General features: G+C 40.3%; 18 protein-coding genes and 3 pseudogenes. 1 reads left to right on the top strand and 20 read right to left on the bottom strand.

Features of this window, described 5'->3' with window-relative positions; genetic code table 11:
• Nucleotides 1-45: 45 nt before the first annotated feature.
• From ACWPUA_RS03675 to miaA, 11 genes and pseudogenes are all read right to left on the bottom strand, one after another.
• Nucleotides 46-1,311, bottom strand: a complete 1,266-nt coding sequence (locus ACWPUA_RS03675) for a cell division protein FtsQ/DivIB (protein WP_454379241.1) — start codon at nucleotides 1,309-1,311, stop codon at nucleotides 46-48.
• Between the two features lie 9 nt (nucleotides 1,312-1,320).
• Entirely contained in the window at nucleotides 1,321-2,379 is a 1,059-nt protein-coding gene (locus tag ACWPUA_RS03670) for a UDP-N-acetylglucosamine--N-acetylmuramyl-(pentapeptide) pyrophosphoryl-undecaprenol N-acetylglucosamine transferase (protein WP_454379239.1), read from the bottom strand.
• A 1-nt stretch (nucleotide 2,380) separates the two neighbouring features.
• Nucleotides 2,381-3,733, bottom strand: coding sequence for a UDP-N-acetylmuramoyl-L-alanine--D-glutamate ligase (gene murD, locus ACWPUA_RS03665; protein ID WP_454379237.1), 1,353 nt, complete (start codon nucleotides 3,731-3,733; stop codon nucleotides 2,381-2,383).
• A gap of 260 nt (nucleotides 3,734-3,993) precedes the next feature.
• Nucleotides 3,994-10,518: pseudogene (locus ACWPUA_RS03660) on the bottom strand (SIALI-17 repeat-containing surface protein); the annotation flags it as partial.
• Between the two features lie 251 nt (nucleotides 10,519-10,769).
• Nucleotides 10,770-10,917, bottom strand: a pseudogene (locus tag ACWPUA_RS03655) (YSIRK-type signal peptide-containing protein); the annotation flags it as partial.
• A gap of 296 nt (nucleotides 10,918-11,213) precedes the next feature.
• Nucleotides 11,214-12,962: a glycoside hydrolase family 13 protein gene (locus ACWPUA_RS03650; RefSeq protein ID WP_454379316.1), complete on the bottom strand. Its 1,749-nt coding sequence runs from the start codon at nucleotides 12,960-12,962 to the stop codon at nucleotides 11,214-11,216.
• 166 nt (nucleotides 12,963-13,128) lie between these two features.
• Nucleotides 13,129-13,884, bottom strand: a complete 756-nt coding sequence (locus ACWPUA_RS03645) for an SDR family NAD(P)-dependent oxidoreductase (protein ID WP_454379235.1) — start codon at nucleotides 13,882-13,884, stop codon at nucleotides 13,129-13,131.
• A gap of 20 nt (nucleotides 13,885-13,904) precedes the next feature.
• Nucleotides 13,905-14,834, bottom strand: a complete 930-nt coding sequence (gene rnz, locus ACWPUA_RS03640; RefSeq protein ID WP_454379233.1) for a ribonuclease Z — start codon at nucleotides 14,832-14,834, stop codon at nucleotides 13,905-13,907.
• A 14-nt stretch (nucleotides 14,835-14,848) separates the two neighbouring features.
• A complete protein-coding gene (locus ACWPUA_RS03635) occupies nucleotides 14,849-15,472 on the bottom strand; it encodes a cystathionine beta-lyase (protein WP_454379231.1) in 624 nt (207 codons plus the stop codon).
• The gene (gene hflX, locus ACWPUA_RS03630; RefSeq protein WP_454379229.1) at nucleotides 15,465-16,703 is read right to left on the bottom strand and encodes a GTPase HflX; all 1,239 of its coding nucleotides are present in this window, start codon (nucleotides 16,701-16,703) and stop codon (nucleotides 15,465-15,467) included. Before hflX ends, ACWPUA_RS03635 begins: the two co-directional genes overlap by 8 nt.
• The gene (gene miaA / locus ACWPUA_RS03625) at nucleotides 16,696-17,580 is read right to left on the bottom strand and encodes a tRNA (adenosine(37)-N6)-dimethylallyltransferase MiaA (RefSeq protein WP_454379227.1); all 885 of its coding nucleotides are present in this window, start codon (nucleotides 17,578-17,580) and stop codon (nucleotides 16,696-16,698) included. The genes hflX and miaA overlap by 8 nt, the downstream gene beginning before the upstream one ends.
• A 122-nt stretch (nucleotides 17,581-17,702) precedes the next feature.
• Between miaA and ACWPUA_RS03620 the strand changes: the two genes are divergently transcribed.
• The gene (locus ACWPUA_RS03620; protein ID WP_001051780.1) at nucleotides 17,703-17,873 is read left to right on the top strand and encodes a DUF3042 family protein; all 171 of its coding nucleotides are present in this window, start codon (nucleotides 17,703-17,705) and stop codon (nucleotides 17,871-17,873) included.
• Between the two features lie 156 nt (nucleotides 17,874-18,029).
• On the opposite strand, the gene ACWPUA_RS03615 is transcribed toward ACWPUA_RS03620, so the two are convergent.
• The 9 genes and pseudogenes from ACWPUA_RS03615 to ACWPUA_RS03575 form a co-directional block, all read right to left on the bottom strand.
• Nucleotides 18,030-18,869, bottom strand: coding sequence for a thymidylate synthase (locus tag ACWPUA_RS03615; RefSeq protein ID WP_225750584.1), 840 nt, complete (start codon nucleotides 18,867-18,869; stop codon nucleotides 18,030-18,032).
• Between the two features lie 100 nt (nucleotides 18,870-18,969).
• A complete protein-coding gene (locus ACWPUA_RS03610; RefSeq protein WP_454379153.1) occupies nucleotides 18,970-19,929 on the bottom strand; it encodes an ROK family glucokinase in 960 nt (319 codons plus the stop codon).
• A 134-nt stretch (nucleotides 19,930-20,063) separates the two neighbouring features.
• Entirely contained in the window at nucleotides 20,064-21,110 is a 1,047-nt protein-coding gene (locus ACWPUA_RS03605) for an excalibur calcium-binding domain-containing protein (protein ID WP_006151971.1), read from the bottom strand.
• A 92-nt stretch (nucleotides 21,111-21,202) separates the two neighbouring features.
• Nucleotides 21,203-21,544, bottom strand: a pseudogene (locus tag ACWPUA_RS03600) (aminotransferase class IV); the annotation flags it as partial.
• A 29-nt stretch (nucleotides 21,545-21,573) separates the two neighbouring features.
• Nucleotides 21,574-23,454 (bottom strand): Ltp family lipoprotein, encoded by a 1,881-nt coding sequence (locus ACWPUA_RS03595; protein WP_454379151.1) that lies wholly within the window; start codon nucleotides 23,452-23,454, stop codon nucleotides 21,574-21,576.
• Nucleotides 23,455-23,560: 106 nt separating this feature from the next.
• Nucleotides 23,561-25,273 carry an aminodeoxychorismate synthase component I gene (gene pabB / locus ACWPUA_RS03590; protein ID WP_454379150.1) on the bottom strand — a complete coding sequence of 571 codons (1,713 nt, stop codon included), beginning with the start codon at nucleotides 25,271-25,273 and terminating at the stop codon, nucleotides 23,561-23,563.
• 137 nt (nucleotides 25,274-25,410) lie between these two features.
• Complete coding sequence (locus tag ACWPUA_RS03585) at nucleotides 25,411-25,614, bottom strand: helix-turn-helix domain-containing protein (RefSeq protein ID WP_024054000.1); 204 nt, start codon at nucleotides 25,612-25,614, stop codon at nucleotides 25,411-25,413.
• A gap of 17 nt (nucleotides 25,615-25,631) precedes the next feature.
• Entirely contained in the window at nucleotides 25,632-26,108 is a 477-nt protein-coding gene (locus ACWPUA_RS03580) for a DUF2975 domain-containing protein (RefSeq protein ID WP_454379147.1), read from the bottom strand.
• A 68-nt stretch (nucleotides 26,109-26,176) separates the two neighbouring features.
• Nucleotides 26,177-26,668 carry a hypothetical protein gene (locus ACWPUA_RS03575; RefSeq protein WP_454379145.1) on the bottom strand — a complete coding sequence of 164 codons (492 nt, stop codon included), beginning with the start codon at nucleotides 26,666-26,668 and terminating at the stop codon, nucleotides 26,177-26,179.
• Nucleotides 26,669-26,830: the final 162 nt, after the last annotated feature.

Raw genomic sequence — 26,830 nt, 5'->3', positions numbered from 1 at the left:
GTACTTGTCAAGTAAAAACAAGTAACTGAACGAATCATCTGAAAGTTAGCGACTCTGTGTTGTTTGAGTCGTCTGTGTTGTTTGATCTTGATTTCCTTGCTCAGCTTGTTTTTTCTTCTCTTCTTCCTGCTTCTTCTTTTCCTCTTCTTTGGCTTTAACTCTTTCGTCATCCAGAGCCTTATCCACTAGACTATAGCTATAGATACCGACCTCCATGTCAATACCACTAGGAACTGTCAACTGTGGTTTTATCTTACTATAGTATGGTAACTTCTTCCCTAGTTCTGATAATGGCACCAAAATCTCGTCTGTATCATACATGGTAATCTTTAGAAGGTCACTTGTTACCTTGCTTGGTGCAAGTTCAATCTTCTCAATCTCTTGCTTAATTTCTGGACTAACTTCATTTAACTGAGAAATTAGGGTTTTAATCTGTTCCTCATCGTTAAATAAAACAGATATGTATTTCTCAGGTAAGTTGTCAGAACTAACGGCAGTTGATTCAATGCTTCCACTAGATAAGATTGGATAATAGTTATCTCCTGAAACAGAGTAGGCCGCGATCTCAAATTCCTTCACTTCAATAGTAAAGTGAACTGGGAATTGATAAACTATCTTAGCCGATTCAATCCAGTGATTTGATTTGACCATTTCCGCATGCTTATCTTTATTTAAGAGCAAGCTGATTGTATAGTCACTGTCACGAATGCCAGACGCTTCTTTGACTTGGTCTGCACTTGTCTGAACAGTGCCCGTAACCTCAATATGTTTCATTGTAGCTAGAGGGCTTAGAAGATAAATAGACAAGAATAAGATTATAAAACTTGGGACGAGGATTGTAACTGCTCGCCAGATATGTATAGAAGGAATGGCTGGTTTTGGAGGTTTACTCTTGGTTTTTACTTTTTTCTGTTTCTTAACCTTTTCGTCAGCTTTTTCTTCCTCTACTTGAGCCTGACTCTTAGAGTCTTCTTGAGGAGTTTCCTCCGAATCTTTCTCTTCATTTGAAGTCTCATCGCTAGTATCCGAATCCTTCTCTTCAGATTTTTCGGATTCTTCGTCCTCTTCTTCAGAACTCGTAGATTTTTCTTCCGTTTTTTTACTCAAATACTCCTGATGTTGTTTTTGCCATTCTGACACTTCTTGAGCGCTTTCAGAAGACTCTGATACTTGTTCTTCTTTTTCACGAGCTTCTTCTTCGGCACGTTTCGCCTCTTCTTCAGCTTTTTTTTGAAGATATTCTTGATTTCGTTTTTGCCACTCTGACAATTCCTTGCCTTGAGTGTGCTGATTCTTTTTATCTTTTGACATCAATTTTCCTTATGATAAATCTTTTTTTAGTAACTCATAAAAATCTGCCACAGATTTTAATTCCTGAGAATTCTTCATCTTGTTTTGGTAAATCTCTTTGTTGGTCAAGAGTTGATTTACTTTTTCTTCTAAAGTTGACAAAGTCAAATCGCTCTCTTGCAACTCCTCAGCATAGCCTTTCTTCACAAAATAGGCTGCATTTTCAATCTGGTCTCCACGACTGGCTTCACGCCCCAATGGCACAATGACATGCAATTTAGCCATGGCAAGAAGTTCAAAAATCGTATTGGCACCACCACGAGTGATGACCACATCAGCCATATTCATGAGTGGTTGATAGAGTTCCGTCGCATAGTCAACACGGTAGAGGTTTGAACTTAGTTCATTTAAACTAGCATCACCTGTCAGGTTAATGATATTATAGCGACTAGTCAGCTCTTCCTTGTGGTCTGTTACTAGTTGGTTAAAGACACGCGCCCCAGCAGAACCTCCAACAAATAGAAGAGTTGGTAACTTGTCGTTGAAAGAAGTTCGGATATCCACCATTTCTTCAGGTTCTTCCATAACTGGACCAGAAACCTTGGTCACAGCTCCTACATGTTCTACCTTAGTGAGACTAGACGCTTGCTCGAAAGTAGAGTACATCTTAGTCGCAAACTTATAGGCAATTTTATTGGCCAATCCCATAGAGAGGTCAGACTCGTGGATGAAGACTGGTACTCTGCATACTCGCGCTGCGATAACAGGCGGAACAGATACAAATCCACCCTTAGAAAAGAGGGCTTGTGGACGAACTCGAAGCATGATAAAGAGCGATTGAAGAATTCCAAAAGCAACCTTAAAGACGTCAACCATATTTTGCCATGAGAAATATCGACGTAATTTCCCTGTTGCAATCGAATGGAAGGTAACATCTAAACCTGACTTGAGAATTTCATGATGCTCAATCCCATTTTTATCACCAATATAGTGGACTTCCCAGCCATCTTCGATGAACTTAGGTATTAACAAAAGGTTGAGGGTAACGTGTCCAACCGTTCCCCCACCAGTAAATACTATTTTTTTCATATTATCCCTTTAACTCCGCTACAGTGTCGATGAAAAGATCTCCACGTACTTCAAAGTTAGCATACATATCCCAGCTCGCATTGGCAGGACTGAGGAGAACAACATCTCCCTCTTCCGCAAGTTCAGAAGCCTTGCGAGTTGCATCTGCAATATCTGTTGCATCCACATAAGCCACACCAGCCTTATCCGCTGCACGTTTGACACGTTCTGCAGATTGACCGAGGATGACCATTTTCTTGAGTCCTTTAATATCAGGAACCAATTCGTCAAACTCATTGCCACGGTCCAAGCCACCAGCAATCAAGATAACCTTGCTATTATCAAATCCTGACAAGGCTTTTTGAGTTGCTAAGATATTGGTTGACTTACTATCGTTATAAAATTTAACGCCATTGATTTGGTCTACAAACTGGAGACGGTGTTTAACTCCACCAAAGGCTGACAAGGTTTCCTTGATGGTTTCATTATCAACGCCACGCAGTTTAGCAACGGCAATGGTTGCAAGAGCATTTTCCACATTGTGGCTACCTGGAACACCGATCTCATCAGCTGCCATGACTTTTTCACCACGGAAGTAGAGAAGACCGTCTTCAAGATAGGCTCCGTCAACCTTTTCAAGTGTTGAGAATGGTACTACAGTCGCATTTGTCTTTGTCGCAAGTTCTTTAGCTAACTCCTGGTTGAAGTTCAATACTAGGTAATCAGCTGCTGTCATATTGCTTTGGATATTCCACTTGGCTGCCACATAGTCTTCAAAAGAACCGTGATAGTCAATATGTGTTGGCATCAGGTTGGTGATAACAGCAATTTCAGGATGGAATTCCTGGATTCCCATTAATTGGAAAGAAGAAAGTTCCATGACAAGGGTGTCCTTATCTGTCGCAGTTTGCGCAACCTGACTAGCAGGATAACCGATGTTACCTGATAAGAGTCCATTTTGTCCTGCAGCAGTCAGAACTTCACCAATCATGGTTGTGGTCGTTGTCTTACCATTTGAACCAGTAATACCGACGATTGGTGCATCAGAAATCAAATAGGCCAACTCAACCTCTGTCAAGACTGGAATGCCTTTTTCTAGAGCTTTTTCAATCATAGGATTGCTATAAGGAATACCAGGGTTTTTCACCATGAGGGCAAAATCTTCATCCAACAATTCCAAGGGATGACCACCAGTTACAACCTTGATACCATCTTCTAGAAGACTCTGAGCTGCTGGATTTTCCTCAAAAGGCTTGCCATCATTAACCGTTACAATGGCACCCAACTTATCCAAGAGACGAGCTGCAGACTCACCTGATTTGGCTAAACCTAGGACTAATACTTTCTTATTTTCAAATTGATCAATTCGTTTCATATCTAGAACTCCATTTCTACTCTTACTATTTTACCATTTTTATGAAAATAAAAAAGCCACAAAGGGCTTTCTTATTTGTTTTTTGTTATTTGGAAACTCAATTATCAAGTTTAGCATCTTTGTTAAGGATTTTTTGCTACCAAGAAACATAAAAAAGCGGACAAGATCTAGTTCTGTTTCTTGAAACTAGTTTGTCCACTTTTTATAGTTGAGATTGTTTTCTTGTCCAATCTCTATAATCTAAATACTGTCAGATTATTTTATTCTTCGTCTTTCTTCTTTCCCATTGCAAAGAGTCCAAGAAGCGCTCCCACAACACCTGCTGTTGCAAGGGTTGCATTTTCCTTAGTACCTGTTTCAGGGAGAATATGTTGACGACTTGCAGGTGCCTGATAAGTCTTGTCTTGTGACATAGCGAGGGCTACAAGAGATTGATTATCTTTGTACTCCGGTACTTCATTGACCGCTACTTCGGCTGCGTTCACGCCGCCAGTATATTCTGGAACTTCGTTAACCGCTGCTTCGACTGCATTGGCACCACCTTTGTACTCTGGCACATCGTTAACTGCTGCCTCGACTGCATTCACACCACCAGTATATTCTGGAACTTCGTTCACCGCTGCTTCGACTGCATTGGCACCACCTTTGTACTCTGGCACATCGTTAACTGCTGCCTCGACTGCATTCACACCACCAGTATATTCTGGTACTTCGTGAACTGCTGGTTCGACTACATTCGCTCCTAAAGTATGTTCTGGTACTTCGTGAACTGCTGCTTCAACTCCATTCACGCCACCTGTGAACTCTGGAACTTCATGTACTGCTGGTTCTTCTCCATTCACGCCTCCAGTGTATTCTGGAATTTCGTGAACTGCTGCCTCTTCTCCATTCACACCACCTGTGAACTCTGGAACTTCGTGTACAGCTGGTTCTGTCTTGGCGCTTTCAGCATCTGCCTTAGTCAATTGAATGCGGTATTCCTTAATATGTTTACCACTTTCTGAAACAAGATGAATCAAGACTGGAAGTTTATCATCACCACTATCAACAATAGTTGCTGCTACGTTTTCGCCAGCTTCAACTGTTACTTGAGGACGATTTCCACTGTAGGTCACTTGGTAATCCACACGATCTTCAGAGAAGTTAGCAATCTCTTTACCATCCACAAGAAGTTTTGCAGCTGTACTATCCTTAGGTTCCTCACTTGGAGCAATGAAGGCCATTTCTGTAATAGCTACACCCTTAGTATCAGCTTTTCTATCCATGCGCCATCTCATAGCCTTAGCTTTAACTGGGGCAAAGGTTACATGGATATCAGTACCTGCTTGAATCTCTTGATCCGCACGGTATTCAACTTTCTCCCAGTTAGAAGGAGTGTTGAATGGATGTTCTGGATCGTATGGTTGGTAATTAGAGTAGTATTCTGGTGAGTCAAATTCTGGTCCCACATAGCGCTCTAAGACTAGTTTAGAAGGTGCATCTGTACCACCATCTGAGAAGAATCGAATACTTCCTTCAGCGACTGTACGTTCAACAATCTTACCAGCTTCTCTAAAGATAACCCCTACTGAAACTTCTGGATTATCAGATGGAGTTGGAGACCAGTTGGTCCAACGACGGGTTTCATCATCTGAACCATCGTTAACATAGTCCACACGGTCATGAGAGTTTGGATCAATATCATTGGTTGCAGAAGCAAATGAACGGTTGCTATCGTCATCGAAGTCTGGGTTGTCTGATAGGTTTTCACCGAGTTTATCAGTCACACGTACTGCTACTTCAGCAGTTAAATCAGTACCTAAAACGCGACCACGAACTGTAAATTCACCTGAATTCGCTAGATTTTCAGTCGGAACTTCATCCCATTCAACTGCCAAGTCTTTGACTTCATAGCCATCTTTACCTGTGAAGTAAACAGCGACTTTCGCAGGTAACTCAAGAGTATGGCCCTTAGCAACCAAGCGTGATGATTTCACAGCAACAACAGGTTTACTTGCTAGCAAGTCTTTATCATTTGTAAAGTGGAGAAGGTATTCACCTAGAATATCTCCGTTTTCAGCCTTAACGACAACACGAACTGGATCCCCTTCACGAACGCTTGGAATCACTGTAGCAATACCATTATCTGATACACTTGCTGTTACAGTTGGTGCTTGGTCTTCTTTAGCTTCTAGATAATAGTCAGTCAAGCCAGGGTTAAAGTTTGGCAAATCTTTTCCATCTACTTGGATTTGAGCTTGAGCTTTCTTAGCTGCAGCTACTTGTTTAGAGAAGATTTGAATTTCTGTAATGGAAGTACCCCATTTACCATCTGGTCTAAGCATACGGATACGAACCGCATAGGTATTGACTTTATCAAAGCTAAAGTGAGTCATTTCTCCAGCTCTCACTTGATCTGGAGCCTTGAGATTTGTTACTTCTTTCCAGTTTTTATCGTCATTAAAGACGTGGTCTTCACTAGCTACAAAGCTTGGATTTTTAGGAACTGTTGGAACATCTTTTCCTACATAGTATTCGATGACATAAGACTTAGGTGCACCAACACCGTGGTCTTCGTGGAAGGCAACATTGAGATTGTCAACCGAACGTTTAGACAGGATACCAGAATCACCAAAGAGGATTCCCACTGATGCTTCACTTGTACGGTTCCAGTTTGTCCAGCGGTTTGCCGGTTGATCATTAAATGAGATTAGTTTGTCATTGACATTGGCTACTGAGTCACTTGGATTTGAGTCTGATGCAAAGGCAAGTGGTAACTCTGAACCTGTCCACTGGTCAGAAATGTTTGCACCAGTTTCAGTTTGAGCAGAAACGCGCACATGAAGTTTCGTTGGTAACTGAGTCCCTTCCACATGCCCTGTCACTGTATAGCTACCTTCAGTTGCATATTGGCTTGGGTCAATAGCATCCCAAGTCACTTTAGCTGAAGATACTTGGCCGTTTGAGTGGTAAGTACGGACACTTTCTGGTAATTGAGGAGCTTCTGAAACTGGAGTTGTTGTAGTCACTTCTTCGACTGCAATGATACCTTCTACAGAAACTTTAGCATGAGCTTCGTTTTCAATTCCTTCTACTTTACCTAGAACATCAAAGCTATGGTATTTAGCAAGGTCTTCCTTAGCAACTGCTTGCCAAGTTACCTTGTGAACTTTTGGAAATCCTTTATCGTACTCTACCGTTACTGTATCAGGTAGACTTGGTTCTTGGTTCAAACCTGTCACGACACTTACTGGACGAATGGCCTGGACAACTTTATTTTCAGTATTTGCCTGAATGTTCAAGTCAATCTGACCTTCTGCTCCTTCAAATTGAGCTTTCAAAGTTACTTGACCAGGTTTATGCAATTCAAGCATACCTTTACGAACAGCTACGTCTCCTTCACCTGATGTTGAGAAGGTTACCTTGTCAGCTTTTAATACGGCCTGAGTTCCATCTTGATAATGAGCCAAGACTTTGATACCAACTGTTTGGTCTTCTTTCAGTGCGTCTGCATTTTCAACTTCTAGGCTTAAACGTTCAATCTGAGGAGCTTCTTGTAAGAATTGGATAGCATAAGTCTGAAGTGCTCCACCATCATTTGGTTGAACATAAATACTAGCACGCATACCATTTGCTTCGTTAGCTTGAATAACAGTAACTTGCGCGTTTTCAGCTAAAGCTTTAACTTCAGGCAAAGTAGCTCCATAGGCAAGTTTATGATATAGAACTGGTTGGTCAGTTGAGAGCCCTTCTACAGGCTGGTCTGCAACAGTTACAGTCGGTACTACTGGTGAAGCCGCTTGACCTTCGGCAACTACGAATGTAGCAGCGATTTCATCATCACCTGAAATTCCTTTAGCTTGGATACGAGAGCCTGGGATAGTTAATTTAGCTTGATCTTCAGCTGCAACTTCCCACTTATCAACGTCATAGCTTCCTAGAGTACCATCTGACAATACATAGGTAACAGATGGATCAACCGTACTCAGATCCGTACTTGGTGCAATTCTCTTAACTACAGGTAATTCTGCTTCGAGTGCCAAGACTTCAACACGCGCTTCTACATCTCTTCCTTCTGCCACACCTTTAACAGTAAAAATACCAGGTTGGTTGACATCAACTGCGGACCATTCTACTGGAAGTTTTGCACGACTGCCATCACTGTAGATAAATCCTACTTTTGAAGGCATTTTCGCTGCTTGACCGATTACTGTACGAACTTTAGGAACCTCTGTACCTAAAACAGTTTTTTCCTCTTGGTCTTTCTTACCTGTGAAGATAGTTGTTTGACCAGATTTCAAGAAATCAGAGTGAGCAGTCAAGGTGAATTTACCTGCTTGCTCAGTTGATTTGACAATCACAACACCCTTACCATTAAAGGCTTTGCGAATCCATGAACCATCTGCTTGTTCTTTGTAACGTTCACGGCTGGCTTGTTCCCCGTTATCCACACCGACAATCTGACCTTGTCCATGCAACTGGAAGCGAACAAGATTATTGGCTGTAGGAACTACGTTACCCTTACTGTCAACAATTTCGTAATAGATATAAGTGAGGTCTTTTCCGTCAGCTACGATAGCATGTTCTTCTTTGACCAAACGAACCCCTGCAGGTTCTCCAGCGGTCACAATCTTATCACGAGCAACGATGTTACCAGCTTCGTCACGAGCTACTGCTTCTAAAGTACCTGCTTCAAAAGCAACCTTCCATTCAAGGTAAAGTTCATTCGGTTTAGCACCTTCTTGGTAAGTACGTCCATCACTTGTTTGTTTTTTAGTAAATGTCTTCTTGCCTAGAGTATTACCATTCAAGAATAGTTCTACACTTGCCGCATTAGAATAGGCACGGACTGGAATATTACCATCTGCATCCGCTACATTCTCTTTTAGGGTAGGATTTTCCCAGTTCCAGTGAGGAAGCAAGTGAACCATTGGTTTCTTCTCAGCAGAAACCCATTGGCTTTGATACAAGAAGTAGTCATGTTTTGGAATACCAGCTGTATCTACGATACCAAAGTATGAGCTTTTAACCGGTGTGTGGTTTTGGTTGTGCCATGGAGTAGGTTCACCGATATAGTCCGTACCTGTCCAGATGAACTGACCTGCGTAACCTGCATTGTCACGGTCAAAAGTCCAAGATGCAGTAGCTGTTTTACCCCAACCAACACGGTCATTACCGTAGTCTGATTGCTCGTAATTACGGTAAGCCTGATTGCTGTGGACCAATTCACGTTCTGGACGGAAATAACTTCCACGTGTACGAGTAGCTGAGGAAGTTTCAGATCCGTAAATCAACCAATTTGGATGTTTCGCACGAAGTTTCTTGTAGTTATCTTCTGAGTAGTTAAATCCAACGGCATCAAGTTCATTGGCAATCTTTTCATGGTCACCACTACCATCACCAAAGCGGAACTTATCTGCTCCCATAGTGACATAGCGTGTCTTATCAACAGCTTTGATAACTTGAACCAAGCGTTTAACTGTTGCTAAAGAACGAGGTTTTCCGTCTGCTTCACCGATTTCATTACCGATAGACCACATAACGATAGCAGGGTTATTCTTTCCTCGTTCAACCATGGTACGAAGGTCAAAATCAGACCATTTTTCACCTTTCTTAGCATCTGGGTGAGTAGCATCTTTATCAAAGAAGCGACCATAGTCATACTGTTTCTTACCACCATACCAAGTATCGAAAGCTTCTTCTTGGACCAACAAACCAAGCTCAGCAGCGATTTGTAAAGTTTGCTCACTAGCTGGGTTGTGGGTTGTACGGATAGAGTTCACACCCATATCCTTCATTTGTTTCAGACGACGGTATTCTGCCTTATAGTTTTCTTCAGCTCCAAGAGCTCCATGGTCATGGTGAAGAGAAACCCCATGGAATTTAATGCGTTCACCATTCAAAGAGAAGCCTTCATTTGGTGTCCAGTTGTAGTAACGGTAACCAAACAAGTCCTTCTTAGCATCGACCAATTGACCATCACGATAAACACGAGTCACTAATTCGTAAAGAGCTGGCTTGTCGCTATTAACTGTCCAAAGTTTTGGTTTATCAACTTGTAAAATAGCATTCAAGCTGGCTGATTGATGAGCTTTCAATACTTGACTAGCGGTACGAACTAGATCAGTTACAGCTTGACCATTACGTTCAATGATTTGATACTCAGCAAGAATTTCATGATCTTTATCATCAGTATTGACGATCTTACTTGTTACATGAGTATCTACCTTACCATTTTGTTGTTTTTCAAGGTCTGGAGTTAAGATAGTTGTTCCATTTTTCTCAGTATGGACCTTATCTGTGACTTGAAGGGTAACATCACGGTAAATCCCGCTTCCTGAGTACCAACGGCTACTTGGTTGTTTGTTGATGGCATGCACTGCTACGACATTCTCGCGACCGTCTTTATGGAGATAGTCAGTGATGTCATATGAGAATTGGTTGTAACCATTTGGATAGTGACCAACTAGCTGACCATTTACATAAACTTGAGAATCCATGTAAAGACCATCAAATGTGATACGAACATTCTTATTGAGGTCTTCTTCATCGAGTTTAAAGGTCTTACGATACCAAGCATCACCACCATTGAGTTGCCCACCTTCGTTTTGGGCAGGTGAGTCATGGTCAAAGTCATTGTAGATACTCCAGTCATGAGGAAGGTCTAATTTCTTCCAACTAGAAACATCGGCATCTGGCTTGACCGCATCTTTAGCATTGGCATTGAGCTTGAAATGCCAGTTTTGGTTGAATTCTACTTTTCTATCCTCAATCAACTGTTTTACCTCATCATTAGTTGCAGGTTTGAGCTCTGGTTTTTCTGTTTGAGCAGATTGATCCTGAGTCACAGCTGGAGCTTGCTTTTCTACATCAGAGGTTTCTTTTTTCTCAGGAGTAGTCTCAGTAGTTGGGGCTTCCACTTTTTTCTCTACTTCATGCTTAGTTTCTACTGCTTCACTGTTAACAGTTTCTGTTGTTACAGGTTGTTCAGAAGCTTTTGAATCTACAGCTTCCCCTTTAGGAGTTTCTTTCTCCACTTTTTCTGTAGCAACAGCGACTGGTGTCTCATCTGCAGATACAGAATTTACACCTGCTAGATTTGCTCCAAATAAAACAGAGCAAGTCCCGATAAGTACCGAGCACGTTCCGACCGTAAATTTACGGATGCTATAGATACTTTTGCGATTCCAATAATCTTTTCCCATAGGGTTCTCCTTGTTAAGTAACCGCTTCCATTTTTGTTGAAAACGCTATACTTTTTTTGTAATTATTACTTCTATTTTATAAAATAATATAGGAAACTTCAATACTATGACTGTAAAAATCATACTTTTGATTGTTTTTTCTATATTTTGTAGAAAATCATAAAAACCTGAATGTACATTTAATGAAATTTACCAAAAAACTGTCCTACTAGAGGACAGCTTCTTGTTTTTTATGCATCTAAAGTCACATAATCCCTTCATTTTTTGTAACTAGATACTTGTTGCAGTTGATTGCTTTATTTCGAAACAGTAATGATAAATCCATCTGGCAAGATGACTTGCTGACCATCTTCAAACTGGCAATGACTAGATAAATAAACAGAGTCTCTTTCTAAGATAAAATTCTCAGAAGACTGATTGAAGATGGCTTGAACTTCTTTTCCTTGGTAGTTCCACTTCAAAGATAGGACATCTGGTTTCACTTCTTCCAAGCGATAATTTCCATGCTGAATAATGCTTGCAACGTCCTTACGAACCTTGATTAATTTCTTCATAAAATTCAGCATATCATTATCCTCAGACACACGGTCCCAAGGCATGACACGACGGCAGTCAGGATCTGGTCCACCTATTAATGCAAGCTCTGTTCCGTAATAGATACAAGGGGTCCCTTTTTGAAGATAGAGGAAAGTTAGGGCAGCCTTGACATGCTGGATATTTCCTTTGGCAGTTGTAAGGATACGCTCTGTATCATGAGAATCTAAAAGGTTAAACATCACCTCTGAGATTTGTTGCTTGTAGTACATAGACTGGCTGTTGATTTCTGAAATAAATTGCTCCGTCTTTTTACGCTGACGCAAGAAATAATCCTTGATACTTTCAGAGAGCGGGTAATTCATGACAGCATGGAACTCGTCCCCTTGTAGCCAAGGCTGAGAAGTATGCCAGATTTCACCTAAAATATACAAATCAGGCTTTTTAGCGAGAACCGCCTTTCTGAAATCTCTCCAGAACTGATGGTCAATTTCATTGGCAACGTCCAAGCGCCAAGCATCGATATCAAAATTCTCAATCCAGTAGGTCGCAACACTTAAAAGATAGTCCCTAACCTCCGGATTAGCTGTATTCAACTTAGGCATATAGCTAGCAAAGGCAAAGGTATGATAAGGGAGTTCTCTTGGGCTCTTAAGTTTATCCTCTGTAATTGGGAATTCTTGAATATGGAACCAATCTTTATAAGGTGACTTTTCTCCATTCTTTAGAACATCCTGCCATTGGGCAGACTGGTAGCCGATATGATTGAAAACAGCATCTAGCATAATCTTGATGCCCCGTTTGTGGGCTTCCTCGACTAGATTACGAAAGACTTCCTTGTCTCCAAAGTGATGGTCAATTCCAAAATAATCCGTCGTATCATACTTGTGATTGGTCGTTGCTTCAAAAATTGGACATAGGTAAAGTCCAGTGATTCCCAAATCTTTAAGATAGTCTAAATGGTCAATAATCCCTTGTAAATCTCCACCAAAAAAATCATCCATGTTAGGTGCAATAACAGCATCCCACTCTCGAGCTCCATCTGGAGTCAAATTAGGATTTCCATTAGCAAAGCGTTCTGGGAAAATCTGATACCAAACGGTATTTGAAACCCAGTCAGGAACCTGACAACCGTCAATTTCATGAATATAAGGAAGTTTAAAGCCGTTTCCATCAGCATCCAAGTTTTCTTGAGTATGTTCTACACAACCCTTATCACCATAAAAAACACCCTGACCTTCCTCATCAAGGAGCTCAAAGAGATACTGAATCCGTGCAAAATCAACCGATACCGTAACCTGCCAATAGTCAAATAGTGCATCTGAGGTTACTTTGGTCATTTCTTTCTTAGCTTCATACTTATCCTCAATGAAAATAAAAGGATCTCCATAGTGTAAGATAACCTTCTGAACATCATTTTTCTTGGTTCTGATTCGGATATGTAGCTGACCTTCTTTGTAAAGATAAGCATACTCTGATTCTGGTCTATGGTAAATGGCTGTCAATTCCATCATTTGTCTCCTAAATAATCATCATCAATAAAAACGCAAACGTTTTCATAACTAACAGAACTAGTATACTATTTTAAGACTTAAATTGCAATACTTTAATAAAGTCGACAATAAAACACCCCAAAAGTCAAGCTTTTGATTTAACTTTCGAGGTGTGACTAAGATTTTACTTATAATTAAAAGTCTCCCCAGCCAACTTATCGGCTAGCTTGGGAAAGAGGGCATAAAATTTATGAGATAAATTTAGCAAGGCTGGGAGATTGAGCTCGCGTTTGTTTTTTCCAATGGTCTTAACAATCTTTTGCGCGACAGCATCTGGTTCCAATAGAAAACGGTCGACCGATTTGAGGTAGGTCCCATCTGGGTCTGCCTGGTCAAAAAATCCTGTACGGATAGGTCCTGGATTAACAGTCGTCACATAGACACCATAGGGCATGAGCTCAAGGCGAAGAGCATTTGAAAAACCGATAGCCGCAAACTTAGTCGCTGAGTATAGGCTAGACTTGCTAGTCGCTATCAATCCTGCCATGCTGACGATATTGATGATATGGCCTTTTCGAGTTGCCTTCATACGAGCTGCAAGCAAACGTGATAGATTCATGAGAGCAAAGGTGTTGACTTCAAACATTTGATGAATGTCTTGATCAGAAATCTTGTCAAAATCTTCAAAAATTCCATAACCAGCGTTGTTAATTAAAACATCAATCTTGCCATAACGCTGATAGAGTTCAGCAACTAGTTCTTCTAAGGCTTGAACGTCGGTAATATCAATTTCAATCAATTCTGCCTGAGGATGATTTCCGTATAGCTGAACTAGTTTTTCCTTATTTCTACCTAGCAAAATAAGTTGGTCTTGAGGTAAGAGTTTGACCATTTCTTGGGCTAGACCCCCGCTAGCACCTGTAATGAGAATAGTAGACATACTTTTCCTTTCTCAATCTTCTAGATTTCCACTTCTTCCAAGTCTTTAACCACATGGACATTTTCAAAAATCGTTGCAGCATCTTTTTTAAGCTGGCTGATATCTTTTGAAAGAAAACGGGCGCTGATATGGTTGAGTAAGAGTCGTTTGGCTCCCGCTTCTGTTGCCACCTGCGCAGCCTGCATATTGGTTGAGTGGCCATGATTGCGGGCAATTTTCTCATCACCTTTACCATAAGTGGACTCATGGACAAGGACATCTGCATTGACAGCCAGACGCACACTGGCATTGGTTTTTCGAGTGTCACCTAAGATAGTGATAATCTTACCAGGGCGTGGGGCTGAGATATAGTCTGCTGCCTTAATCTCGGTGCCGTCTTCTAGGACTACATCCTGCCCGTTTTTGATTTTACCAAAAAGCGGTCCAAATGGTACGCCGGCAGCCTTTAATTTTTCGGCATCCAAGGTTCCTTCAAGATCCTTTTGCATGACACGGTAGCCCACACAGAAAATAGTGTGATCCAACTCTTCCGCATAAACTGTAAATTTATCGGTTTCAAGAATTTTCCCTAGAGAATCTTGGTCGAACTCATGAAAATGAATCTTATAGGGCAGGCGTGAACCTGACACTCGTAGACTGGTCAAGACAAAAGATTTGATACCTTGGGGACCATAGATTTCCAAATCTGTCTGCTCTTCATTGGCCTGAAAAGCGCGGCTAGAAAGGAATCCTGGCAAACCAAAGATATGATCTCCATGCAAGTGGGTGATAAAGATTTTGCTGATCTTTCGTGGTCGAATCGTGGTTTCCAGAATGCGATTTTGCGTTCCTTCTCCACAGTCAAAGAGCCAGACTTCGTTGATCTCGTCCAAGAGTTTCAGGGCGAGACTTGAAACATTGCGGGCTTTAGAGGGCTGACCAGCCCCCGTTCCTAAAAATTGAATATCCATTCGATACTTTCTAATTAATCAATATATAACATAGCAGTGCGGTTTTCCGAGCGATAATAAAACTTGCCAGAAAAGGCTTTAGCTTCTTGTAGCAAATCCTCTTGACTATAGCCTTTGAGACGTTTGCGACCATCTGCCAAGCTTTCCAAATCTGTCAAAGCTGTGAGATTTTCCAGGCTGACTACTTCCTCTTCACCAATCGCCTTCATGTAAATCTTACCAGACTCCACAAAAACTAGCTGATGGGGAAAAATTTGCGCTATCTCAAAGAGTAATTCATCCGTAATTGCTTCCTCGTTCTCTGAGAAAATGCGACCAAGACCTTCTTTCTCGTAGCAAAAGCCAAAGGATTTACCAGATAGATTGAGGCGAATAAAGGGCTTGCTTTCTTCCGTGAAACTTGGCTCAACATTGTAGAGATTTAGTTCCTGACTGAGTTCTGCAAAGTAATCTGTCGCAGCCTGAGGACTCTTTTTCTGGTAGAGTTCTGCAAAGTAGGCATTCACTACGCTTGGTGGAGGTGTAATGAGGGCTAGTTGCTCCTCTTCAGATCTATCAGCTAAAAGTTGGTCCAGATAGACCTTGTCTAGACTTGTATAGCCACCATACTTGAGGGCCAGTGTTTTGATATCAGTCATAAAATTCCTCTAATCTCCATTTGTTTCTCTCTGCAATGTAGCCTCTGATGACTTCTCCATCATCTTGGTAGTCACGTTCTTCAAGAATCGCAACACTTTCTAAATCATGAATCTTGTAGGACTTAGAAAAAGGGACGCGCAAAGTAAAGGGTTCAAAAATTTCCTTAATCTTATCCAGCAATAAAGCCTGCAACTGTTCGCGACTATCCTTAGATTTAGCAGAAATCAGAGCATATGGCGTTTGAGTAGGCGTAAAGTTCTCCACCAAATCTGCTTTATTATAAAGGGTCAAGCGAGGAATATCCTCCATGTCCAAATCTTTCATGATGGAGAGGACCGTTTTTTCATGTTCCTCATGGTAAGGATTGCTGGCATCGATGACATGGACCAGGAGATCTACATGCTTGCTTTCTTCCAAGGTCGACTTGAAACTTGACACCAATTCTGTCGGTAGGTCTTGGATAAATCCAACGGTATCTGTCAAGGTTACCTGTAGATTGCCCCCCAGATGGATGTTTTTAGTTGTCGCATCTAGAGTTGCAAAAAGCTCATCCGCTTCATACTGGGTCTTGCTGGTCAAAGTATTCATAATAGTTGACTTCCCAGCATTGGTGTAACCAATCAAACCAATCTTAAAGGTACTTGACTCCAAACGTTTTTCTCGAACTGTCGCTCGGTTTTTCTCAACCACCTTGAGTTGACGTTCGATATCTGTAATCTGGTTGCGAACACTACGACGGTTAAGCTCCAGCTGACTTTCACCTGGACCACGGGAACCAATTCCCCCTGCCTGACGGCTGAGCATAATCCCCTGACCCACCAAACGGGGCAAGAGATACTTGAGCTGAGCCAAATGAACTTGGAGTTTTCCTTCATGGCTTCGAGCTCGCATAGCAAAGATATCCAATATCAACTGCATACGGTCAATAACTTTAACACCCAAGACTTCCTCTAAATTAACATTTTGACGAGGTGTCAGACGGTTGTTGACGATGACAGTCGTGATTTCTTCTGCATCCACCATTTGAGCAATTTCTTCTAATTTACCAGATCCGACAAAAGTCTTAGAGTCGTATTTTTCACGTTTTTGTCTGTAGCTATCGACTACAACCGCTCCAGCCGTCTTAGCCAAACTAGCCAGTTCTTCCATGGAGAGGTCAAAATTGTCCATACCCTGAAGTTCAACACCAATCAGCAGGACTCGCTCCTCTTTTTTCTCCGTTTCAATCATTTAAAAACTCCTCAATCTGGTTTAAAATACGGTCTTTTACACCAGATTCTCCTATCTGATAAAAGGTCACCTGCATGCGATTGCGGAACCAGGTTAGCTGACGCTTGGCAAAACGACGGGTCGCCTGTTTGAGACTGTCACGAGCTTCTTCCAAGGACTGCTCTCCTCGAAAATAGGGGAAGAGTTCCTTGTAACCAATCCCTTTAGCAGCCTGCACATCTGGATAATGGTCAAACAACCACCTAGCTTCATCCAAAAGTCCAGCCTCAAACATCAGGTCCACTCTGTGATTGATACGCTCATAAAGCTGACTACGCTCATCATCTAAGCAAATAATCAGCGAATCATATAAACTTTCTTGATTTTCCAAATCTTGACCAAAATGAGCAATCTCCAAGGCACGCATAGCACGACGACGGTTAAACTGGGGAATTTCAAGACCTGCTTTCTCTACCAGATGGGCTAACTCCTCATCTGAAACAGGTTCTAAGTTAGCTCGGTAGGCTAAAATATCCTCGTGTGGTGTCTCTCCACCTAGATGATATCCCTCTAGTAGACTCTGAATATAAAGTCCTGTCCCACCAGCAATAATAGCAAGTTTACCGCGATTTTGAATATCCTCGATGGCTACCTTTGCTTCTGAAACAAAATCAAAAGCCGAGTAAGACTCGGTTACATCTCTCACATCAATCAAATGATGAGGGACAGTTGCCTGCTCCTCCGGACTAGCCTTGGCTGTTCCAATATCCAGTCCTCGGTATACTTGTTGGCTATCTCCACTAACTACTTCACCATTGAATCGCTGAGCAACTTCAATGGCTAGGGCAGTCTTTCCAACTGCGGTTGGACCAACAATCACAATTATTTTGCTTTTCATCGTTTTTCCTTGAAAAATTCCCATTTTTTCGTTACTATTATTATATCATAAAATGGACAGGCAGAAAAATGCTATATCTTATGCTATTTCCGTCTGATTTATAAATAAAAGGAGGAAGACTCATGGCTAAAGGATTTGCTAAAGGTCTCGTAACAGGTGTTGCAGGAACTGTTGCTGCTGTTGCAGGTGCAGTATACGCATTCAAAAAGAAAGTGATTGAACCAGAAGAACAAAAAGCAGCTTTCATCGAAGAAAATCGTAAAAAAGCAGCTCGCCGTCGGGTATCACGCTAAGAAACAAAAGAAGTTGGGATTTATTGTCTCAACTTCTTTTTTCTATTCTTTTATAATCAATGAAAATCAAAGAGCAAACTAGGAAACTAGCCGCAGGCTGTACTTGAGTACGGCAAGGCGACATTGACGACGTTTGAATTTGATTTTCGAAGAGTATTAAATAGCTAGGTCAAACTTCAACTGTGGCTTCACAGGATCATAGTCAACCAACTCAAAATCCTCTGCTTTAATATCAAAGAAGTTTGTCTTGTCTGGTACATTCAAGACTAAACGTGGTTGGCAATTTGAAGGTTCACGGCGGAGCAATTCCTGAGCTTGTTCAAATTGATTATCATAGATATGAAGGTTATTGATAAAGTAGAAGAATTTTCCAACCTTCCAACCAAAGTGTTTAGCAATCATCATTTGAAGAGCCACGTATTGCATAGCATTAATGTGATGAGCCACCAGCATATCGTTAGAGCGCTGGGTCAAGGTCGCATCCAGATAGATTTCTCCATCTACTCGACGAACATCAAACATAGTCTGAAAGGCACATGGCAGAAGACCATCTGTTTCTTCAAAGGCTTGGTAATCCCAGAGAGAGATGATATTACGACGGTTCCAAGGATTAGCTTCCAACTGCTTAAGGATTTTGTTGATGATGTCATGCTTCTTAACAACAGCCCCATAACGCTCACCGATTGTCCCCGTATCTCCCACTTCCCAGTCATTCCAATAGTGAACATTGTACTTGTCATTAAGAACTTCTAGACTATTAGACTGGTCTTGATAGATCCAGAGCACTTCCTTAATAGCTGATTTGATAGCAATTGGACGCAAGGTCGTGATTGGAAATTCACCCTTAGACAAATCATACTCCGCAAAAGCACCTGTGATGTACTTAGAGTTAGCCACTGTTCCATCCTTATACTTGGGACGAGCTTGTTCTGAAAAGACCCCTTCATTGAGAATTCGCTCAATATTTTCTTTAAAAATCTTATCTGCTTTTGTCATTTACTCTCACCTCAATTATTGTCTTAACTAGTATAGCATAAAAAAAGAAAGGAGGAAAATCACTCGCTTCAAGATAATGATTTTCTCCTTATTTTGTTTCTTATTGCAAGACAAGAGATGCTGCTCCGATAACTCCAGCGTCATTACCTAGAGTTGCAAGAGCCAATTTAGTTGTTGTACGAACTTGTGGGAAGGTATTTTCATCATAAACCTTTTGCACGCCTTGAAGAAGGAAGTCTCCTGCAGCTGATACACCACCACCGATAACGATTGTTGATGGGTTTAGGATGGAACCAATGTTGGCACATGCAATACCCAAGTAACGTGAGAAGTTACGGTAAACGATCAAAGCAAGGTCGTCCCCTTCTTTTGCCAAGTCAAAGACAGTTTTAGCTGTTACTTCTTCTCCGTCATCAATCAAGCGTTTCAAGGCTGCATCGCCTTCGTATTCATCTGCATAACGACGAGTCAAGTTGACAATCCCTGTAGCTGAAGCTACTGTCTCAAGACAACCTTTTTTACCACACGTACATGCGATTGGTTGGTCAAAGTCAACTGTGATATGTCCAAGTTCACCTGCAGCACCTGCAACACCGTGGAGCAATTTCCCTTCTGCCACGATACCGCCACCAACACCTGTACCCAGAGTCATAAAGACAACGTCTGGTTGGTTTTCACCAGCACCCATCCAACGCTCACCAAGAGCAGCTACGTTGGCGTCATTGTCGATAAAGAATGGAATACCCAAAGCTTTTTCCATTTTTTCTTTGATCGGTTGAAGAGTTTTCCAGTTGAGGTTGTAGGCACCGATAACAGTTCCTTTTTCACGGTCAACCACACCAGGTGAACCCATACCAATCCCTTGGAAATCCGTAGCTGACAATCCAAGCAAGTTCAAACGATGTTGAATTGATTCAATCATATCGTCTACGATATGGCTTCCTTCATCCAAAATGTTAGTCTTAATAGACCATTTTTCTTGGATTTCTCCTTCTTGAGTTAAAATTGCAAACTTGACAGAAGTTCCACCAAGGTCAATCCCAATAATCTTTTGACTCATCTTTTTCTCCTTTATATTTTCAATCTTTTTTAAATACCTACAGGAATAGTATATCAAAAACCCTTTGACTAGGCAAAGGGTTTCATGATTTTCTATGATATTTTATTTTTTAGGATTATATATTCAAAATCATCCTAATTAGTGGTTGGCTGAGTTGTGGTAGTTTGTGTTGTTGGTTCAGTTGTAGTAGATTGTGTTGCTGGTTCAGTTGTGGTAGTTTGTGTTGTGATAGATTGTGTTGTAGTTTGCTTATCATCCTTCTGTTTTTGCCAACTACCATCGACACCAACAAAGTATCGACCGCCATCGACCCATTCATTCTTGGCCATTTTACCATCTGACTTGAGATAGTAATTACCTTGCCAGCTGTTTTTAGCATAGGAGCCATCGGACTTAAGATAATACCAAGCTTGATAAGCTCTGTCATAAACCCATTCGTTCTTAGCCATTTTACCATCTGACTTAAGGTAGTAATTACCTTGCCAGCTGTTTTTTGCGTAGGATCCATCTGATTTAAGGTAATACCAACCTCGGTAGGTGCTATCATAAAGCCATTCGCTTTTAGCCATTTTACCGTCTGATTTAAGATAATAGTTGCCTTGCCAGCTGTTTCTAGCATAGGATCCATCTGATTTAAGGTAATACCAACCTTGGTAGGTGCTATCATAAAGCCATTCGCTTTTAGCCATTTTACCGTCTGATTTAAGATAATAGTTGCCTTGCCAGCTGTTTTTAGCATAGGATCCATCTGATTTAAAATAATACCAGCCTTGGTAAGCTCCATCATAAATCCACTCATTCTTAGCCATTTTGCCATCTGACTTAAGATAGTAATTACCATTCCAACTATTTTTTACATAAGAACCATCTGCTTTTAGATAGTACCAATACCCATCTTTATTTATCCAACCACTAGTTGTTTGCCTTGCTTGAGAATTTGATTGGCGCGGTTTAAATACCCCGCGAGGAGCTTTTGAACGTTCACAAGCAACCCCGTCACCATCTTTGTCTAGTCTATAAGAATATCCAGGTTCTCCTCTATGAATATCGGAGTAGCCATTTCGCCAGGCTTCCGTACAACTAGAAAAATGTATGTTTTCTTCAGCATTAACGGGTTGAACGAGCATAACTAAAATTGGAAGACTTAGCAAGCTAGCTTTAAAAAGACCTTTGTTTCTCATCATTTCCTCCTAAAAATGAAATCGTTTTACTTTTATTTTATCAAACTTTATTCTACAATTCAAACAATTAATCATAATTAATATACAAAGTTTTAAAAATCTATTTTCAATTCATACAAGTCCCTAACTGCATTACAGCCATAGACAGTTTCTGCTTGCTTCAAATCTTCTATGGTTAAGATTTTTTCTTCCACTTGCCCATTTTCAAGCAAGTATTGACGATAAATCCCTGGTAAAATGCCAAGTGTACTAGGTGGGGTATAGATCTTGCTATTCATTTTTAAGACCAGATTCCCAATGGAGGTCTCAAGCAATTTTCCATCAGCAGTGTGATAGATGATTTCCTGCTCTCCCACTGTCAAATGTGGTCGGTATGTCGTCTTAAAGTAGGTAAAGGACTGCTTCAAATCAGCTTCTTGCTGACAAAGTTTGGCATGAAAAAGTTACATCTAATAATCAATAACTATTTATCCCCTAGTTTTTGAATGGCATAGTTTGCTTCTTCTTTTGTAAATTTTCCAATCCAAGGAGAAGTTAGCCTGTTATAAATTTCTGTTTTTGATAAATTACTGTATTTTCGGTATTCTCTTGCTTTAACTAAGGCATTTGCTTTGTAATCTGCGTTCAAGTGATCAATGGCATACTGTGCTGCTGAGCTTGAAAAACCATGTGTAACTTGTGATGTTAACTGTTCATAAAGAGCTTTTTTTGACATATGTAAAGCCGAATTATAGCTTTTTGCTTTAGTTAAAGCAGCATTGTACTGATTCCCGACTGCTGGTTTTGGTTGCCATACACCATTGTATCCCACATAGTAACGGCCACCATCTACCCATTTATCCCTAGCCATTTTACCATCTGATTCAACATAGTAACGGCCACCATCTACCCATTCATTCTTGGCCATCTTACCATCTGATTTATAATAATAGTATCCTACCCATTTATTGCGGGCAGGGCTTCCTTCTGGTGTTAAATCTAGTTTTTGAATGGCATAGTTTGCTTCTTCTTTTGTAAATTTTCCAATCCAAGGAGAAGTTAGCCTCTCATAAATTTCTTTCTTTGATAAATTGCTGTATTTTCGGTATTCTCTTGCTTTAACTAAGGCATTTGCTTTGTAATCCGCGTTCAAGTGATCGATGGCATACTGTGCTGCTGAGCTTGAAAAACCATGAGTAACTTGTGATGTTAACTGTTCATAAAGAGCTTTTTTTGACATATGTAAAGCCGAATTATAGCTTTTCGCTTTAGTTAAAGCAGCATTGTTTTGATTCCCGACTGCTGGTTTTGGTTGCCGGACACCATTGTTTCCCACATAGTAACGGCTACCATCTACCCATTTATCCCTAGCCATTTTACCATCTGATTCAACATAGTAACGGCCACCATCTACCCATTCATTCTTGGCCATCTTACCGTCTGATTTTAGATAGTAATTTCCTATCCATTTATTACGGGCAGAACTTCCTTCAGCTGTCAAATAGTAATAAGAACCAGAATTTTTATCATAGATCCAATCGCTTTTTGCCCTCTTACCATCTGATTTAAGATAGTAATTCCCTACCCAAGCATTTCGGACAGCGTTTCCCGAAGCATTTAGGTAGAAATAAGAATTAGCTTTTTTATCAAAAATCCACTTATTAGTGACTTTAACACCATTTTCATAGTACGAAGACCCTACCCAGCCAGATTGGACTGTAGACTTTGGCTTATCCTGTTTAGGTGTCGTATTTTTTTGTTTATCAGATTGCTTTGGTGCAGTACCTTTGGATTTCTCTGATTGCTTTGGAGTGCTAGATTTAGGCTTCTCTGTTTGTTTTGGAGTGCTAGTTTTTGGCTTTTCTGATTGTTTTGGAGCGCTAGATTTAGGCTTCTCTGTTTGCTTTGGAGCGCTAGATTTAGGCTTCTCTGTTTGTTTTGGAGCGCTAGATTTAGGCTTCTCTGTTTGTTTTGGAGCGCTAGATTTAGGCTTCTCTGACTGTTTTGGAGCGCTAGATTTAGGCTTCTCTGTTTGTTTTGGAGCGCTAGATTTAGGTTTTTCTGATTGTTTTGGAGCACTATCTTTAGGCTTCTCTGATTGTTTTGGAGCACTATCTTTAGGCTTCTCTGATTGTTTTGGAGCACTATCTTTAGGCTTCTCTGATTGTTTTGGAGCACTATCTTTAGGCTTCTCTGATTGCTTAGGTAAATTATTTTCTTTTACGTTACCATTCTTAGGCGTACTCTTTTCTTGAGCAGAAACTTGCTGTATTGAAAAAGGGGACATACCTGCTGTATCTGTAAGCAAAGCAAGTCCAAGTGTTGCTGTCGCTATGCTTGTTACTATATATTTTTTTGATTTCATCTTAAACTATCCCTATTTTTAAATTTAATGACGCCTACATTATATCAAATGCTTAACTTTATTTCAATTTCAATATTTAATGTTCACAAATAATATTTAATAGCCATTATATTTTTAACTCATACAAGCCCCTAACCGCATTGCAGGCATAAATAACTTCTGCTTGTTTCAAATCTGATAAAGTTAAGACCTTCTCTTCTACCTGCCCGCTTTCAAGTAAATGCTGGCGATAAATCCCTGGTAAAATGCCAAGACTACTAGGTGGGGTATAGAGCTTGCTATTCATTTTTAAGACCAGATTCCCAATAGAGGTTTCAAGCAATTTTCCATCAGCAGTGTGATAGATGATTTCCTGCTCTCCCACTGTCAAATGCGGTCGGTGTGTTGTCTTAAAGTAGGTAAAGGCCTGCTCCAAATCAGCTTCTTGTAGACAAAGCTTGGCCTGACAAAAACTAGAGCTAAGTGGTGTCAATACTTGTCGTTCAATTTCAATCTCTCCAGACTTGCTGAGACTGATTCGCAAACGGTAGTCTTGATGAAGGTCAAAAGCCTGGCACTCCTTCTCTAACTTTTGTCTTAAAACTTCTTGGTCAAATGGAAATGCAAAATAACGACTAGCCTTTTTCAATCTTTCTAGATGTTGCTTTTCAAAGAGCAATTTTTTCTGGCTGATTTTCCCTGTCGTAATCAGCTGAAAAAGAGGCTGTTTTCGATAAAGAACTGCTGCCTTTTGCTGGACTTCACGGTATTCTGACTCCCAAGTACTATCCCAAGTGATGCCACCTCCGACACCATAGATGGCTTGCCCTCCATGCAGTTGAATGGTTCGAATAGCCACATTGAAAATCCGTCGTCCATTGGGAAGTAGGAGGCCAACAGTTCCACAGTAAACTCCTCTAGCTTGTGGTTCCAAGTTCTTTATAATTTCCATGGTCGCTATCTTGGGAGCTCCTGTGATGGAGCCACATGGAAAGAGCGAACGGAAGATTTCTACTAGATCAACATCCGGTCGTAACTGACTCTTGATAGTTGAAGTCATCTGCCAAACTGTAGAATACTGCTCCACTTGGCATAAACTCTCCACATGTTCACTACCAACCTCAGAAATACGATTCATGTCATTGCGCAAGAGGTCCACTATCATCATGTTTTCTGAACGATTTTTGGGATCCTGTTCCAACCAAGCTGCCTCTTTCAAGTCGTCATCGTTATTCAAACCACGTTTAGTCGTGCCCTTCATAGGACGAGTCGTCAACTCACGACCATTCTGCTCAAAAAAGAGTTCTGGACTCATGGAAATCACTGCCATATCATCATGCTCTACGTAAGCATTATATCCCGCTTCCTGTTCCACCACCATACGATTATAGATAGCAAAAGGATTGGCAGACAACTCCTGCTTGAGTTGGACAGTATAATTGACCTGATAAGTATCCCCTTGTCTTAAATGATGGTGAATTTGCGTAATCGCCTTTTCATAGGCCTCAGCAGATGTTACTTCCTGCCAGTTTGATGGCAACTCCACCTCCTCATAAGTCAGAGGAATGTTAGATGTTTCAACACTGTTATGAACAGTGAAGTAAAGCAAATACTCTCCTAACAAGGGACCCTCGTGAACCGCTAACTTCTTCTCAAAAGCAGGTGCTGCTTCATAACTAACATAACCAACTACATAATAGCCCTGCTCTTGGTAGCTTTCTACTTGAGCTAGCAAGTCTGCTACTTCTGCTAAATCTCTGGTTTTTAACTCTTTAATAGGCTGGGTAAAGGTGTATCTCTCGCCCAAAGCCCTAAAATCAATCACTGTTTTTCTATGCATATCCTTAGTATACCATAAATAAGAAGGTCCCTAGGATTTATCTAGTCAGTATTTTTTATCAGATTATCAGGAAATATTTTAGAATCCTTTATATAATTTAACAAAATAAAAAGGTCCAGCTTATGCTGAACCACTTTTTAATCTGGCACATATTCCAATATATCACCAGGTTGGCACCCAAGTTCTTTACAAATAGCATCTAGCGTTGAAAAACGTATAGCTTTGGCCTTACCTGTTTTCAGTATTGAAAGATTTGCAGGAGTAATACCTACACGTTCTGCTAAATCTCCTGAACGCATTTTTTTCTTTGCTAATTCGACATCTAGATTAATGACAATCACGGTACAATCTCCTTTCTCTAAATTGTAAACTCATTTTCTTCTGCAATTTCGTTTGCTTTTTCAAGGACTTTACCAATTGTCCAAACAACGAGAGCAGTAACCATGAAAGTTATATTCAGAAATGAATAACCATTGAGTGTCAAAATACCATCTCCTAGAAATGAGGCAATAAAGAGAGAAAGAGAAATACGATTAGCAAGTTTGACATTATGACTTGTAAAAATCTGTTCGTTAATGATATTTTGGAAGAACTGTCTAACACAGAATAGTACAAACAGAATGATAAAGCTATTGATAAAGGACAAAGCACTCACTAGTATTGAAGTATTCACCATATCAGGTTTTAAGGAAATAGTCCCAAGGTTAAATAGGCTAATCTCAGTTACATTGAAAATTGTTAAAAGGATGGATATAACTAAAGACACTCCCAAGATAAAAAGTAGGATATTAATAAAACCTAAAGCAAATGGTAAGTAGGAATTTTTCTTAGACATTAATTTCAAAACCTCGTTTCTAATCTCTACTATAATTATACAATATTAGTAAGTGTTACGTACATGTATTATGCTACTTTATCTGAAAATTGATTTTTGATTGAAGTAAGCACCAAGCTAGCAATAAACAAAAATGCTGCAATCGAGAAGTTAAAAATAATATGAGCTGGGTTAAGAATAAGTTCTGTAATACCTTGGATTGCTCCTACTAGCGTCATTAAAACTGCACCCTTTTTCAAGAATGAAATGGTTGTATCTTCAAAAAGATCGCTTTCTTTAAAGTCCTTAGCAAACTGTTTTAATTTGATAAGGCCATAAGTCAGAAGTGTATTACCAGCAACAAAGGTTAGAACAAAGGCATTAACCCCTCCCCACGCTTCGTAGCCTGACCTTGTTACCTCTGCACCTTCAGGCATTAGTTGGCTGATATCAAATTGACCAAGGAAAAGAACTAAGGAAGCAATACTAAAGAAACTGAGGGTAAAGATTCCGAAATTAGAGCCTAGTGTAACAAGTGATTTAGTAAAGTTTACGATTTTAGTTGATGTAGTTTTTTTCATGATGATTTCCTCTTTTATAAAATATTTTTAGTTTTAGCAACAAATGAGCTCTTTTTGTTACTACTCGAAAACTTATTATCGTTTTTCGATATATCTAGTATAGCATAATTTTTTTGAAATGCAACACTTTTTTATCGTTTTTTGATAATTTTTTTCTTTTAT

The organism is Streptococcus sp. Marseille-Q6504 (genome assembly GCF_965111625.1).
Note: the sequence above shows the minus strand (reverse complement) of the source record. Positions and strands in the feature narration are given on the sequence as shown.